Here is a 14,221-nt window from a genome sequence, read left to right as displayed (position 1 = left end):
TTTCTGAGGTTTTGGGGCGGCTCAGGTAGGACTCCGCGGTGCTTGCGGCCGCGAAGTGAGGGGCTCACGTGTCGTTGTTGTCTGGCCGGTTCCGGCTGCTCTGGGTTGCTGTGCTTGCGGTTGTCGCGGTGCTTGGTGCGATGCTCACCTCGATGTTCGTCGCGGCGGCTCCGGCGCAGGCGTCGACGTCGGGTACCGGGGGACAGTTCGTGGTGACCTCGGGTCGGATCGTCAGTGGGCATGCGCTGACGGCGGGGGCGTGGACGACTGTGCAGGTCGCTGGGCTTGCTGGTGTGCCGTCGGATGGGTCTGCCGGCGCTGTCGTCTTGAACGCGACGGTGTCGGGGGCGAGCGGTGAGGGGCAGCTGCACGGCCGTCCTGACTCGTCGACGAACTCGACGTTGATGGTGACGTACAACAGTGATGGTCGAGGGGCAGCGTCGGACACGTCAACGCTCGCGGTCGGCGCGAACGGCACGATCCAGGTGGAAGCAGACACGAGCGGGATCTTGTACCTCGACGTGCAGGGCTACTACACGACCACCGGTGGAGGCGCCGGGGTTGCTCCGGGCGGCTTCGTTCCGCTGCCGGGAACGCGGATCGTCGATACGCGGAACGGGACCGGTGCCGCGCAAGCGACGATTCCGTCGGGTGGGTCGCTGACAGTGCAGGTCGGCGGTCAGGGCGGTGTTGCGTCGACCGCGTCAGCGGTCGCGGCGAACATCATCGTCGTCAACGGGTCGTCGACAGCAGGGTACGTCACGCCGTATCCGGCAGGCGGAACCAAGCCCTCCGAGTCGCTGCACTACGTCGCGGGTTCTGGGATCGCGACGTCGAACACGGTGCAGGTCGCGTTGAGCTCGTCCGGGCAGGTGACGATCGCGAACACGGGCGGCACGGTCAACATCGTCATCGACGTGCAGGGGTACTTCGCCGCGACCACTGTCGGCGGATCCTTTACCCCGGCGTCCGGAGCCGGCTTGCACGACAGCCGCGCGTCCGGGAACACCACACCGACTGCTGGGTCGACGACCGTCATCACCGCTGATGGTGTCGCCGGCGTCCCGGGCCTCGGCCACGGGGTCTCCGCCGTCGCGCTGCAGCTCACTGCGATCAACTCAGGCAGCAGCGGTGGGAACGCGGAGATGTGGGCGGACGGGGCAGCGAAGCCGCCGACCACGTCGATCAACTTCAGCGGAAACGACATCCGGTCGAACACGATCATCGTCGCGGTCGGCACGAACGGGAAGATCGACCTCTACACGTCATCGACCACCGACTACCAGGTGCTCGTCGAAGGCTGGTACAACGCGCTTCCCACGGGCCCGTCGACGACGAACCTGACCGGGTCGCGGTCGTCGGCGACGAACCTGTCGTTCCCGGTCGATGACCGCACCAGCGCGCAGGTCGACGTCGCGACCGGCAATCTGCTGCTCTCGACCAATGCGTTGACGATGACCGGCGTCACCAGTTCCGTCGCCATCGGCGCCGCATACAACTCCCGCGGAACGGAGACGGCCAGCACGGTCGCGCCGGATGCGAACAAATGGGCGTACGCGCTCGACGGCGCCGGGTCCCTGTCGAACAACGCCAACGGAGTCGTCTACACCGGGCCGGACGGGTCGACGTGGCAGTTTACCGCCGGCGCCGGCGGGACATTCACCGCCCCGGCCGGCCTGGACGCCACGCTCGTGCAAACATCGGGTGGCTACAAGCTGACGTCTTGGACCTCCAACCAGGTCGTCCACTTCAACCTCGCCGGTCAGCCAACCAGTGTCATCGACCGTTACTCGAACGAGGTGGACCTGAACTACAACAATTACCTATTGAGCACCGTCGTCACGAACGCTGGCCCTTCTGCGGCTCGGACTGCGTCGGTGGCGTACAGCAACGGCACGACCACGATCAGCCAGACCGACGGGACCAACACCCGCACCGTGTCGTGGTCGAAGAACAGCAGCGGCAACATCACCTCGTTCGTCGACGCCGACGGGAAGACCACCACCTTCACCTACTCCGGCACTGACCTGACCTCGGTCACAGCACCGGACGGCGGGAAGACAACGTTCACCTACAACGGCTCCGACCAGGTCACCGAGGTCGACCAGCCGACCGCAACATCCGCCACCGCGGCCACACGGTTCAGCTACGTCTCGAGCACGGAGACGCAGGTCGCGTCCCCGAACACGGACAGCACCCAGTCGGTCGCGTCCGTCGCGCACACCGACTACACCCTCGACCCGTCTACCCACGATGTGTTGAGCGCGGTTGACCCGGACGGCAACACCCGGTCGGCGTCCTACAACCCGGACAACAACGCTGCAGCCTCCACGACAGCGGGCTCGGGTAGTGAGTCGACGACGACGAACGGGACATGGAGCGGCAACACTGCGACGTCGAAGAAGGTGTCGCTGACACAGGTGCAATCCACGTCCGGAGCGTCTGGCAGCCAGACCACCGGCCCAGCGGCGACCGCGACGTACGCCAACTCTGGCGCGGCGGCGTACCTGCCCAGTCAGACGACCGACGGCGACGGCAACACCACGAAGATCTCCTACGACACGCAGGGTGGGATCAGCGGCAGCTCGGTGAACGGCAGCGGCGGCAGCGGACCGAGCTCGGCGTCGCAGGCAACCCTGACGCGCAACACGAACGGCACCCTCAAGAGCGCTACGTCGCCGGGGAACCAAGCAGCGAACCTCTCGACGCAGTACGGCTACGACGCGAATTCGCAGCTGAAGACCGTGACGCCTCCGACGATCGCGGCGAACACCGGGACGCAGCTCGGCACGAAGACGTACACGTACGACGGGTATGGGCGGATGGCATCCGAGAGCGACGGCAACGGCCACACGACCTCGTACACCTACGACGACGATGACCGGCAGCTCACGGAGTCCTTCTCGGATGGCACCACAACAGTCACGAACACCTACGACGGCAACGGCAACGAGCTCACCAGCGCCTCCGCGGGTGGGACGATCACGAACACCTACGATCCGGTCGGCCACTTGACGAGCACGCAGAACTCCGCCGGCGGGTCGACGATCTCGTACACGTACGACCGGGTCGGCAATGAGCTCACCAGCACCAACGGTGCAGGCACGGTGACCTACGCGTACGACGCGGCGAACGTGCTTTGGGCGATGACGTACCCGCATGGGTCCGGCACGGAAACCGACCGGTACAAGATCGACTCGCAGAGCCGACTCACCGACGCCTACACGGCAGCCGGCGCGAACGCGAGCAACACGACCAACGCGACGAACACGCAGCCGACATCGTTCCAGGGACACATCCACACCACGTACGACCAGGGCACAGGCCGTGAGAGCGAGGTCGTCGCCTCCACTGGCCAGGACGCGAATAAGGTGTTCGACACGACGTACTCCTACACGACCGCTTCGGGCGCATCCTCGAACCAGCTGCAAAGCGCCACCGACACCCTGACGGGGAAAGTCACCCACTACGGGTACGTCGATTCGAACGGCAACAGCACCACCCGTCTCACCGGCGTTACACAAACCGGGGGCACGGACGACGTCAACTGGGCGTACACCTACGACGCCGACGGGAACCGAACCGCCGCGACCGAGTCCGGGGCGGCGACGTTCAACCAGGCCCTGTCGTACAACGTGAACGACCAGATCGATTCCGCCGGGTACAGCTACGACGCAGCGGGCAACATGACCGCAGCACCCGGCGCGACGTACGCGTACAACGGAGCAGAGCAACTCACCTCCGAGACCCTGAACGGAACGACCACGAACTACACCTACGCGGGAGCAGCCCAGGACCAGCTGCTGACCGCCACGACCGGGTCGACGACCACGTCCTACACGTACGGGCAGTCCGGCATCGACACGTTCACCAGCAACGGATCGACCTCTCGAGTCCTCGCGAACCCGTCCGGACAGGTCTTGGACCTCACCGACGCGAACGGCGACACCGCAGCGTTCGTCGTCGACGGCATCGGCAACCAGGTCGGTGCACTCACCGACACCGGCAGCAACGCCTTCACCGTCAGCTACGACCCATACGGCACCGGCGACGTCACCACGGGCAGCACCAGCCCGTTCTGGACGCAGAACCCTTTCGGGTTCAAGGTCGGAGCACGAGCCAGCCAAACCCAGAACGCCATCGTCCGCTTCGGGCTCCGCTGGTACCTACCCACCACCGGTACCTGGACCCAACGCGACACTCTCGACGCGCCCCTCGACCCCAACAACGCAGACCGGTACGCCTACGCCGGCGACGACCCCACCAATGGCAGCGACCCTGCGGGCAACTCGTACACCTCTTATGGCTTGGACCTCTGCCTCGACGTCTGTCTTGGTCCCTCGCTGGACGTCTCCGACGACGGGGGACCCTGGGGATTTTCAACGAGCGTTGGAGCGGGGGAGGGATTCTCGGTCGGCACAGCCGAGCACTCCGGAGAGGTCGAACGCGGTGCTGAGACTGATTTCGAGTGCGAACTGGGCAACTACGGACTCGGTTACTCCAGCTCCGGAGGGTGGTCTGTGGGAGAGCAGTCTGATTACTCGGAAGAAGTCAAATGTTCCCTCGAACGAGACCTCACAGCAACCTTCTGATCGTTGATGACAAAAGACATGCAAGAAAACTCGATGAAGAAGCAAACGCCACCAATCGTAGCTGTGGCGTTCGCCCTGATCGGAGCGGCAGTCGTTGTACGACTCGTTCTCGCAGGGTTGTTTATCGCAGGAGATGACGTTGTTTCTTCCCCAGTTGTGAAGCCGAACCAAATCATCTTTAACTTTGCAATTCAGATATGCATAGTGTTTGCTTTGGTTGTCGTTGGGGTGGCACTTATCCGCGGTAAACCGTCCGCACGATACTGGCTGATCGGTCTCTCGCTTGTGGGTATCATGGGTCCTGCTCCGCAGTTCTTGTTAGCGCCAACGGGGATGGGGGTAGTCGGAGGTGGTATTTTGTTTTCTCGGTCGTCAGCGCGGTTTTTCGAACCCTCGCCAAGTGCAGTCGAGCAAAATGATCTGAGGAAGTTACGGTCGCTCGCTCGAACCGGCCTGATCCTAAGTATTTTTCCGCTGACAGACCTGGCCGGGATAGTTCTGAGTGCGGTCGCATTTATTCGCCTTGGGCGCGTCAACGAAGGGCGTGCTATCGCGCTAGCTGGAATTATCGTGGCGCTTGCGACAGTGCTTTTGACGGTTATTGCAGTAATGCTGATCGTTCCCGAGTTTGTTCACGCCTTCCAGGTCTGCTCTAGCCTCGGTGATGGAGTGCATGTGGTGCGGGGAGTGAAGTACACCTGTAATACATGACTAACAGCCGCATAGGTGCAACGAGATAACCCGGCACATTTCTCACGACTAGAATTGGCGGTTTATCGGCCGAGTATTCGGTAAGAATGCGTTCTACCCGATGCCCTGCGGCCACCAGCCGGAGAACTACAACTTCCAGCTCGGCCACGGGGCAGTGAGCGTCGGTAAAAGCAGCATGAAGCCGGGATACATCGCAAACGTAGCATTCAAGGGCGTCGGCCGCATGTTTGGAATACGACTTGCATGACACCCAGCCGGATCTTTATGCGGATCATCCCGAGGAGCTGGTATCTACAGCCGGAGGGTACTGAAGTGTTCCTTCCAATAGCCGCCTTACCAAGGCCGCGCAGGCCGCGGGCGGCACGAACGTCACCTGGGCGTACACGTACGACAAGGCCGGGAACCAGCTCACCGCGAAGGAAACCGGGGATCGGACGAGTTCGCAGACGTTGACATACAACGCGGTCGGGCAGATCACCACAGACGGGTACTCGTACGACAAGGTCGGGAACCTTACCAAGGCGCCGGGGCAGACGTTCACCTACAACGGTGCGCAGCAGCTGACCTCGTCCACGAAGGACGGCGTCACCACGACGTATGAGTACGCGGGCGCTGACATGAACAAGCTGCTGTCGCAGTCCACGGACGGGGGTGCGGAGTACGACTACACGTATGGCGCCACCGACCAGAACGGTGTTCCCGTGATCAGCAGCCGCACCGTCGCCGGCACGGGCACCGCATCCGTGATCAGCGACCCCGTGACTGGGCAGCCGATGGATCTGCAGACCACGGACGGGACCACGAGCATGTGGGTCGTCGACGGAATCGGGAACCCGACCGCCGCAATCACCGACGCCGGCGCGAAGGCGTACGAGGTGCACTACGACCCGTACGGAGCGGAGCGCATCCACCGACCAGGACAAGACCAGCATCCAGTGGCAGCAGAACCCATACGGATTCAAGGCCGGCCTCCGCTCAAGCAACACCGACAACGGGCTCACCAAGTTCGGATACCGGTGGAAGTCCAGCGCCACCGGCGGGTGGATAGAACGCGACACCCTCGACGCACCACTCAGCCCGACCAACGCCAACCGATACGCCTACGCCGGAAGCGATCCAATCAATCTCGCGGATCCAACTGGACGCGTCTCGGGCGCTGACGTCGCAGGGATCTTTGCCGGTGCCGCCGCAGGAGCTGCAGTCGCTACCGTAGTGTGCGGTGTGACAGCAGGTGCCGGTTGTGGAGCGGGCGTCTATTTCGCCGGATTCCTTGGATCCTCGATTGGTTCGGCTGTGGGATCGGCAACTACCGCAGCCCTCAACGGTGACGATACCCAGGAGGCGTTCTTGAATGGTCAAGGAACTGGCGCAGTCGGCGGTGCGTTGGGACCAGCCGGCCGGTTCTTCCCCAAGGTTCGACTATGAGCCCCCGGCCGGTTATTCGCTGGATCGTCGTCTGCGTCGCGGCGCTAGTCGGAGCGGTGGTACTTGTTGCGCTGCGTCTGCCTCTGCTCTGGGTAATCCCAGTCATAGTGCTCGGGTTCGTCTGGGCGCTCGATGCTTCGCTCAAATCACGATCCCGGGGCGAGAAACGAGAGTAGAAATCAGTCATATGAAGCTCGCCGGACTGCTGCAGCACTGATCGTATTGAGCAATACGGGTTCGACTGGAGCCATCTCCCGCCTCTGTCAGCAAAAGTGTCGGTACCTTGAGAGGTACCGACACCGGGAGCGTCGTCGTCGGGACTTGGAGACGATGGCATGGGCGACAAGACGTGCGTGTCATGGGCAGGGCGCGGGCGACGCGATTCAGCTCGGCAGGTTATGCCGTAGGTCGTAGCCGGTGTCGGCGAGGAACTGTAGCCGGCTCCGGACTTCGTCAATCGATGCCGCGTCGTCGTCGTTGCGCAGGTCGGCGCGGAGGAGCGTGTTGGCGGTGATGATGTCGTCGGTTCGGTCCGCGTATCCGGCGGCGGCGCCCGTGAGGACGATGGTCGGGTCCGCGGGGAGGATGAGTTCGGTGCCGGCGAAGCCAACCGTGTCGGGTGTGAAGCCGAGCGCTTTCATGTCGACTTCGAGCTCGGTGAACGCGACGACCCGGTACGGCATCTCCCGTTTGCTAATGGCCGGGTAGCCGGGCCGGTCGGAGATGGCGCGGCCGGAGATGCGGCAGCCGGCGCTGATGAGCCGTTCCGCTTGCTCGATGAGCGGCAGGTCGGACGTCCACCGGGTTCGGACGCCGCCGGGTCCGGGGTAGCAGGCGATGGCGAAGTCGATGAGCCCGCCGACCTGCCGGGATTCCCATCCGATGTCGGTGCGGTGCACGCGTTTGCCGAGGCGAGCGAGCGCGTCGTCCACCTGCCCTGGGGTGAGACCGGCTCGCACCAGTCCGTCGAAGGTGGAGCCGTTGACGGCGAGGAGGCGTGCGACAGCGAACGTGACGTAGATGGGTGCGGCGTCCTTCCACCGGTCGCGCACGCCGAGGACCTGTTCGCCGTCGATCCAGACCCGGCGTCGGTCGACGTCGACGAGCAGCACGGTGTCGGTCTGCTCGGCGAGAGCGATCTGCGTCGCTGTCACGGTGCGCGGCGCCAGCAGCAGCAGGTCAGCGTCGACGTCTTCACCGCGCGGTCGCTGCGTCAACGACGGGAAGCGTGCCCTGCGGCCGTCGGGCAGGCGGATCGTGTCGTGCGACTCGATCACCGCGGCAAGCCCGGCGAGCTTGAGCACGGAGAGGGCGAGGGTCAGGTCCGTGGAGTCGCCGAGCCCGTACGGCAGCGTGATCTGCGGCCGGCCGGAGTACGCGGCGGCGACCCATTCAAGCCGCGGGCCCATCAGCTGCGCTCTTCCGGGGTGTCGGGCTGGGTGAGGGCGATGAGCCACCGGGTCTCTTCGAGGAACGGTTCCCACCCGTCGCGGGTGTCACCGTGAGCTGGTCCGCAGATGGTGCCGGTCTCGGTACTGCGGATGATGACCTGCCGCAGCGTGGTGCTGGGTGGGTCGCGGAAGAACACGTGCCCGTGGACGCCGGTGACGTCGAACGCGACGTTCAGGAGGAACAGATCCGGTCTGCTGCTCATGGCCGCCACCGTCGGCCGCGGAACAGGGCGATGATCGTCGTCAGCGGTCGTCCTTCCCGCATCCAGTCGAGCGGTGTCAGGACTCGTTCGTCGACGGTGAGGAAGTCCAGGGGTGTGGTCATGAACTCCGTCATCGCTGCCGCGTCGAGGAGCGGTTGTGGTGCTGCCGCGTAGAGGACGTCGAGGCCTGGCAGCAGTGACGCCGGGTCGCCGAGCTCGGGGAGGGCGGGCTTGACGAGTTGCCAGTCGGGGATACGTTCTTCACCGTCGAGGTCGAAGCTGAGCAGCCGGTTCGCCTCGAACAGGGCCCCGACGTCGTCGATGCTGACCTGCAAGGCGGCGGCGACTTCGGGTTCGGTGAGCGTCGTCTCGAGGAGGTTCCGGCGGATGCGGGCTTGCGTGGTCTGCCACCAGTCCTCGGGCACGTCCGCTGGTGCGACGGGGGAGTGTTCGGGTTGTCGGGGGAGCTGTCGGCCTTCGTCGGCGTACGCGGAGAGCTGTTCACGGGTGACTTCCCCGCGGGCGTACATCCACAGCTGCGACTGCCACGGCATGTCATCCGGGAACCCTTCCAAGTAGCCGGAGTGAATCACCGTCCGCACCGACTTCTCCCTGCGCGCGATCTCGGAGGCGGGGATGAGGAGGGTCTGCACGATGCGGTTCGCTTCCCGCACCGCCGGCACAGTGAGGTCAGTCAGGACGGTGTTGGTGTTGTCGTAGAGCTCGTACCCGGGCTCCCCGTTGACGGGCCGGATGAGGATCTGCGCCAGGCCGCCGTCGGGGTTGTCGGTGTCCTCGAGGAGGACGTGCCCCCAGAGGATCCGGTCGTTCGACAGGTGCAGGGACACCAGACGCATCATCAGCGGAACCTCCAACAGGTGAGTGTGAGCAGAGCGGGTCAGGGCTGTGGGAAGTCGGCGGCGGTGCGGCCGATGCGGTCGGGTGTGTAGCGGAGGAGGAACCGCATGATCCGGTCCGCTTCGACCACCTCCGGGGCCGTCGGGGCCTGCGCAGTGGGGTCGACGTTGGTGAGGCGGAACCAGGGCGATTCGTCGGTGTGGTCGATGAGGACCGTGGCGGGCTTGTCGTCCGGGTGGTCGGGGTCGGTGAACATGACGGAGCCGAAGAATCGGGTGTCGTCGTAGGCCAGCGTGAGCGAGAGCAGTTGCAGCATCAGCGCACTCCGCCCTCACCGCTGTTGGGGTGCCAGCGGAGGTCATGGGCGAGGTCAGATCGGAAGTGCAGCAGCTGCCGCAACCCGTTCACCGCATCCGTGTTCGCGGCCACCCAGCTGTCCTCGTAGAGGACGTGCGCGGTGATGAAGTCGTCCGTGCAGCACCCCTCCGCGCCGGTCAGGATGGTGGTGTCCTGCGGGACGATGACTTTCACCGTCGCGTCATCCGCTGACGCGGGTTCGTAGCCGAGTGCGGCCATGTCGGGGTGGTCGGCGAAGAACGCCGTCAGCCGGTCCGGCGCGACGATGACGCCGGACTGCTGCGCGGCCCACCGGTCCGACATCACCCCGCCGAGGCTGATGAGCTGGTCGGCCTGCTGGTCGATGGTGGTGTCCCTGCGCCAGCAGGTACGGATCCCGCCAGGACCCGGGTATGCCGCCAGAGCCCAGTCGACCAGTGCGGGTCGGTCCCTGGCTTCCCACCCGATGGGCGTGTGGAAGACGTGCACGCCGAGTGCTGGCATGGCGGCGCGGACCTCATTGAAGGGGATGCCGACGCGGTCTGCGATGGCGTGTGTGCCGCCGCCGTGCATGACGATGCTGCGGGCGATCGCGAACACGGTCCGCCACCCCGGGGTCGCTTCCCGCTGCAATGACGTGCCGTGCACCTGTCGGCCGTCAGCCCACACTCGCCCGCGTTTGCCGTTCACGACCACCAGGTCCGGGTAGCGGCGGACCAGGGAGAGCACCCCACCCTCGGAACCGCCGGGCAGGAGGATCACATCATCCACACGGCCCTCAGCACCGTCGTCGTCGGTGACGGTGCTGGTCGGGTCGGGGGTGGCGAGGAACGCGGTCCTGCCGTCGTCGAATCGGAGCCGGTCGAACGCCTCCACACGCGCCGGCATGCCGGCAGCGGCGAGGGCTGTGAGGGTTTGGGTGATGTCGATCGTGTAACCCAGCCCGAACGGCAACGACAGGATCGTCTGCTCGTGGCGGATGGTCTGCACCCACTGCCGGTCAGACATCAGCAGGCCCGGCCGATTCCGGACCGCGGCCTACCGTACGAAGCTCTGACAGCACGTCCATCACCTGGGTCGCTGCTTCCAGCAGCGGGTCAGCAGGATCCGTTAGCGAGGCCCCATTGAGCAGCGTGCACACCCACCCGTCCTCTGTGGTGCGGACGTTGACGGTCCGTTGCAGGATCTTCCGTCCGGTGGAGTTCGTGAACGTCATCCCCGCCACCGTCGGCCAGATCCTGGCGTCGAACTGCGCCGACAACGACAGCAGCCGCAACGGCACCGGCTCGAACCGCAGCGCCGCCCCACGCTCAGGCATCGCCAGCCAGCCGCGGGTCGTCTTCCGAGAGCCGCTTCAGCCCGAGCCCGGACGCGTCGAGGATCGCATCCTCCGACTCCGTCGTGGCGACGAACGACCCGATCTGCGCGTTGACCGCGACAAGAGTCCCGATCCGACTCCGCGCATCCAACACGACTGCAGCGACTTCATCAGCCGTGCAGTCGGACGTGAGCTCCGGCTTCGATGGGTGCAGGGCGGGGAACTCGAGCTGCTGCACCGGCGGGTGCCACTTCACACCGATGCGCAGCACACGGCCGTCGGTGTCGTTGCGGTAGAACATCGACCCGAACGGGTGCCCCATGTCGAGCGTGAGCTCCGCACCGTAGAGGGTCCACCCTTCGGCGGCGTAAGCGGGATCCCACCGCTGGACGGTGAGAGCGCCGAGCCCCATCTTGAGGCCCGGGATCAGCGCCTGGCCGTCCTGCAGTTCGGCGTAGAGGGCCTGGAGGTTCGGGGGACTCTGGTCGCGCAGATCCGATAACGGGATGCGCGCGATGCCACGAATCGCGGCGAGCTGCTGACGCTGCTTCGCGGTCAGCGCCGTCTCGTCGGGGCCGCCACTCACGACGCAGACCCGTCACCGGTCTCGGCAGTCCTCTCGGGACGCCCCGTCGGACTGATGATGGCACTCCTGGTGTGACTCGCGATGCGATGCATGTTGCGCACGCTACGAGGCCCGAGCCATTCATGGGGCCGTTCGAGCGGCGCCGAGTCCACCAGCAGGAAAACCCGTCACCGCCATGCGCTTCAGCGACTCCTGAGCCCCGGTCCGAACTCCCGGCCCGGACTCCCCACTCCGGGGGTCAGAAAACGCCGAACAGGCAACATTCTGACCCACGAACGAGGGGCAAAACGGCTCTTAGGGTCCCAAATCAGGTCCGCGAACAGTGTCGGCGCCCCGCTCGCAAGCACGAGCTCGCATAGGGGTGGCGCAAGCGAGCAACCGCCTCGCTCCGACCTGAAGGACACCACCGTGGACCGCAACCTCACCATCAGCAACACCCCCATCACGACCTGCACGCAGACGACGCACCACCTCCACAGCGTCGAGGAGCTGCAGCAGCTGCGCATCGCCCTCCGCCGAGCCGGCCGCCGAGGCCGGCAGGAGTTCACCTGCCCGATGATCCGTGCCTGGCGCCGTCAGTTCGTCGACACCTACGCGGTGGACGCCACCTTCACCACGAGCGATGCGTCGCAGGAGACAGACCTGCACGGCAGTCGCGTGCTGGAGGCCGACATCCAGGTCGGCAACGTCCTGGTGCGCTGGCACTGCGACGGATGGCCCGTCGCCACGCCCCGCACCGCGGGGGAGACCAACCTGGACGGAGATGCGCTGCAGCCGGCCCCGACGCCCGCGCCAAACGACCCGAACTGCTTCGGGTACGCACACCGTGTCGCTGCCGCGACGCTCCCGCCCATCCGCATGCACAACCACGTCGAGGCTCACGAGGAGCGACCGAACCGAGAACTCACCGACCGGCAGAGCGGCGACCACCGGGCCGAGGACGCGTTCGCCCCGACCGTGCGGACGCACCTGCTGGGTGTTGGGCGGCGAGTCGCGTTCGACGCGACCATGGTGACCGCGGACGGCACCCCGGCCGACTCGAGGGAGTCGAACTACGAGCCCGGCTGGTACGCCAAGCACCCGACGCCAGCACGCCGTGAGCCGGGCTGGGAGATCGTCTGGGCTGTCATGACCCGGACGAACCGCGGCCCGATCAGCTCCGGTCTCGACCGCTGAAACTGCCTCCCTCGCCGAGCAGTACCGGATTCCTCCAACACGCAAGGCATCGCCGCGGCATCGAAAGCGCCGTCCACCACGAGTGGGCGGCGCTTTCGCCGTCGGGGAGGTTCGTCAGGAGGTGGAGGGTGAGGCGCTTGCGTCTGCGATAGCCGTGAGCTGCGACAGGGTGAGCGGCGCGTCCTCGTACACGCCGTGACCGTCAGTGAGTCGATCGAACGTCGCGAGCATCCGGAAGTACTCCTCCGCGCGCTCGGTCTCGCCGGCCCACGGGAACTCGCCGGTCACGTCGTCATCGACGACCCCGGCGAAGCGGCGGACCACTGCGTGATGCTGATCGTCGACGATCAGATGCTTGGCGTAGTCTGCGAGGCGGCGTTCGGTCCGCCATCCGAAGCCACGGAACTGCAACGTCGCAACCCGATGCCTGCCGAGCGTCTCGTAGTCCTCCGCCGGCAACGCGTCGAGCGCGAGCGTGATGTCTCCGAACATCGACAGTGTGTTCTTCACGAACGCGCACACGTGGACCGGCAGCTCGGGCTTCACCTTCGCGAACACCCGGTCGTACTGGGCTGTCCACCCATTGCGGAGGATCTCGGCGAGTTGCACGTGCTGGTCGTAGGTGTCCTCGAGCACATCGCGGTCACCGTCGACCTCCGGCAGCGTCAAGTACAGGTAGCCGAAGAGGTCGTGCTGCACGGCGAGCTGTTCGCGCTGGAACACCGTCAACGTCTCGGGCGTGACATCGACCGCGAGGATCGAGTCGGACGCCGGTGCCGGGAAGGTCGCGAAGCGGACGAGGTCGCTGACCGTTAAGCCGGTCCGCTCGGCGAGTCCTTCGAGGTAGGCGAACGTCTCGTCATCGATGGAGATCTCAGGCATCCGACAAGTCGTACACGGACTCGACGCGGCGCAGCAAATTACGGAGATGGCCAGTGGATTCCTCTGGCTCAGCGCGGCCGTCGGATGGAGACGATCTGACGCAGGCGGGCGAGGGTTCGCTGTGAATACAGGTCCGTGATACCGGTGTCGCGTCGAGCTTCCCAGATGCGGAACCGCCGAGCCCCGAGCACGATCGAGCGGACCCAGCACGTGACTCCTCCTAGGGCCAGCACCCAGGACTCGCCGGCGACGACATCGGAGACGGGGCGGTCGACCGAAGCCACGTAAAACCCCGCCGCAATAAGGAAAGCGCCGTAGAGCGCCCATCCCACGACGGCGGCGGTGGACGTGGCGGATCCGACCCGCCTCGCGGCGCGGAGCGCGAACTGCTGATGCAGCCGAATTTCTTCATCTAACTGCTCGAGAAATGTCCAGTGCTGCCGGACCGCAAGCAGGTCATCCGCAGCAAGCGGCCCTCGCGACCGAGCGTCCTGCTCCATCGCAATGAGTTGCTCGAGGCGTTTTGCAGCTCGTCCGCTTGACCACGAAAGAAACAGGCCAACGACGCCGACAACCCCTCCAACCGCGCCAATGGTGATCGACAGGGGGTTGCTCGAGTCCAGTGCAGCGGTCCCCGCAGCTGCGACCATGACCGAGCGAAGGAGTGCCACGGGTTAACGGTA

General features: G+C 65.5%; 14 protein-coding genes. 4 read left to right on the top strand and 10 right to left on the bottom strand.

Annotated features, from left to right (window positions below; genetic code table 11):
• Positions 1-64 precede the first annotated feature (64 nt).
• The gene (locus QPJ90_RS01565) at positions 65-418 is read right to left on the bottom strand and encodes a hypothetical protein (protein ID WP_290132721.1); all 354 of its coding nucleotides are present in this window, start codon (positions 416-418) and stop codon (positions 65-67) included.
• Between QPJ90_RS01565 and QPJ90_RS01560 the strand changes: the two genes are divergently transcribed.
• From QPJ90_RS01560 to QPJ90_RS17710, 3 genes are all read left to right on the top strand, one after another.
• Entirely contained in the window at positions 405-4,592 is a 4,188-nt protein-coding gene (locus tag QPJ90_RS01560) for an RHS repeat-associated core domain-containing protein (RefSeq protein ID WP_290132720.1), read from the top strand. The genes QPJ90_RS01565 and QPJ90_RS01560 overlap by 14 nt on opposite strands.
• Before the next feature lie 6 nt (positions 4,593-4,598).
• Positions 4,599-5,303, top strand: coding sequence for a hypothetical protein (locus QPJ90_RS01555; RefSeq protein WP_290132719.1), 705 nt, complete (start codon positions 4,599-4,601; stop codon positions 5,301-5,303).
• 762 nt (positions 5,304-6,065) lie between these two features.
• Positions 6,066-6,728, top strand: coding sequence for an RHS repeat-associated core domain-containing protein (locus tag QPJ90_RS17710; protein ID WP_354670499.1), 663 nt, complete (start codon positions 6,066-6,068; stop codon positions 6,726-6,728).
• 383 nt (positions 6,729-7,111) lie between these two features.
• Here the strand turns inward: QPJ90_RS17710 and QPJ90_RS01545 are convergent, their stop codons facing one another.
• From QPJ90_RS01545 to QPJ90_RS01515, 7 genes are read right to left on the bottom strand one after another with little or no spacing between them, the layout of a single operon-like run.
• Positions 7,112-8,137 (bottom strand): hypothetical protein, encoded by a 1,026-nt coding sequence (locus QPJ90_RS01545; RefSeq protein WP_290132717.1) that lies wholly within the window; start codon positions 8,135-8,137, stop codon positions 7,112-7,114.
• Complete coding sequence (locus QPJ90_RS01540) at positions 8,137-8,382, bottom strand: hypothetical protein (protein ID WP_290132716.1); 246 nt, start codon at positions 8,380-8,382, stop codon at positions 8,137-8,139. The genes QPJ90_RS01545 and QPJ90_RS01540 overlap by 1 nt, the downstream gene beginning before the upstream one ends.
• Positions 8,379-9,242 (bottom strand): antitoxin VbhA family protein, encoded by an 864-nt coding sequence (locus tag QPJ90_RS01535; RefSeq protein WP_290132715.1) that lies wholly within the window; start codon positions 9,240-9,242, stop codon positions 8,379-8,381. Before QPJ90_RS01535 ends, QPJ90_RS01540 begins: the two co-directional genes overlap by 4 nt.
• 38 nt (positions 9,243-9,280) lie before the next feature.
• Positions 9,281-9,556 carry a hypothetical protein gene (locus tag QPJ90_RS01530; protein ID WP_290132714.1) on the bottom strand — a complete coding sequence of 92 codons (276 nt, stop codon included), beginning with the start codon at positions 9,554-9,556 and terminating at the stop codon, positions 9,281-9,283.
• The gene (locus tag QPJ90_RS01525) at positions 9,556-10,584 is read right to left on the bottom strand and encodes a hypothetical protein (protein ID WP_290132713.1); all 1,029 of its coding nucleotides are present in this window, start codon (positions 10,582-10,584) and stop codon (positions 9,556-9,558) included. Before QPJ90_RS01525 ends, QPJ90_RS01530 begins: the two co-directional genes overlap by 1 nt.
• Positions 10,577-10,894, bottom strand: a complete 318-nt coding sequence (locus QPJ90_RS01520; protein ID WP_290132712.1) for a hypothetical protein — start codon at positions 10,892-10,894, stop codon at positions 10,577-10,579. Before QPJ90_RS01520 ends, QPJ90_RS01525 begins: the two co-directional genes overlap by 8 nt.
• Positions 10,887-11,480 (bottom strand): hypothetical protein, encoded by a 594-nt coding sequence (locus tag QPJ90_RS01515; RefSeq protein WP_290132711.1) that lies wholly within the window; start codon positions 11,478-11,480, stop codon positions 10,887-10,889. Before QPJ90_RS01515 ends, QPJ90_RS01520 begins: the two co-directional genes overlap by 8 nt.
• Positions 11,481-11,888: 408 nt before the next feature.
• Between QPJ90_RS01515 and QPJ90_RS01510 the strand changes: the two genes are divergently transcribed.
• A complete protein-coding gene (locus QPJ90_RS01510; protein WP_290132710.1) occupies positions 11,889-12,656 on the top strand; it encodes a hypothetical protein in 768 nt (255 codons plus the stop codon).
• Positions 12,657-12,770: 114 nt separating this feature from the next.
• Here the strand turns inward: QPJ90_RS01510 and QPJ90_RS01505 are convergent, their stop codons facing one another.
• Both QPJ90_RS01505 and QPJ90_RS01500 read right to left on the bottom strand, forming a co-directional pair.
• Positions 12,771-13,538: a YfbU family protein gene (locus tag QPJ90_RS01505; protein WP_290132709.1), complete on the bottom strand. Its 768-nt coding sequence runs from the start codon at positions 13,536-13,538 to the stop codon at positions 12,771-12,773.
• A 68-nt stretch (positions 13,539-13,606) separates the two neighbouring features.
• The gene (locus QPJ90_RS01500) at positions 13,607-14,209 is read right to left on the bottom strand and encodes a hypothetical protein (RefSeq protein ID WP_290132708.1); all 603 of its coding nucleotides are present in this window, start codon (positions 14,207-14,209) and stop codon (positions 13,607-13,609) included.
• Positions 14,210-14,221: the final 12 nt, after the last annotated feature.

It is taken from the genome of Curtobacterium sp. 458 (assembly GCF_030406605.1).
In the GTDB taxonomy this organism is placed as follows: Bacteria; Actinomycetota; Actinomycetes; order Actinomycetales; family Microbacteriaceae; genus Curtobacterium.
Note: the sequence above shows the minus strand (reverse complement) of the source record. Positions and strands in the feature narration are given on the sequence as shown.

What these genes read in the sequence shown, in the direction of transcription:
- QPJ90_RS01530 (WP_290132714.1), bottom strand. Translation starts at nt 9,556, where the DNA reads ATGCTGCAACTGCTCTCGCTCACGCTGGCCTACGACGACACCCGATTC.
- QPJ90_RS01555 (WP_290132719.1), top strand. Translation starts at nt 4,599, where the DNA reads ATGACAAAAGACATGCAAGAAAACTCGATGAAGAAGCAAACGCCACCA.
- QPJ90_RS01545 (WP_290132717.1), bottom strand. Translation starts at nt 8,137, where the DNA reads ATGGGCCCGCGGCTTGAATGGGTCGCCGCCGCGTACTCCGGCCGGCCG.
- QPJ90_RS01505 (WP_290132709.1), bottom strand. Translation starts at nt 13,538, where the DNA reads ATGCCTGAGATCTCCATCGATGACGAGACGTTCGCCTACCTCGAAGGA.
- QPJ90_RS01520 (WP_290132712.1), bottom strand. Translation starts at nt 10,894, where the DNA reads ATGCCTGAGCGTGGGGCGGCGCTGCGGTTCGAGCCGGTGCCGTTGCGG.
- QPJ90_RS01540 (WP_290132716.1), bottom strand. Translation starts at nt 8,382, where the DNA reads ATGAGCAGCAGACCGGATCTGTTCCTCCTGAACGTCGCGTTCGACGTC.
- QPJ90_RS01560 (WP_290132720.1), top strand. Translation starts at nt 405, where the DNA reads ATGGTGACGTACAACAGTGATGGTCGAGGGGCAGCGTCGGACACGTCA.
- QPJ90_RS01535 (WP_290132715.1), bottom strand. Translation starts at nt 9,242, where the DNA reads ATGATGCGTCTGGTGTCCCTGCACCTGTCGAACGACCGGATCCTCTGG.
- QPJ90_RS01525 (WP_290132713.1), bottom strand. Translation starts at nt 10,584, where the DNA reads ATGTCTGACCGGCAGTGGGTGCAGACCATCCGCCACGAGCAGACGATC.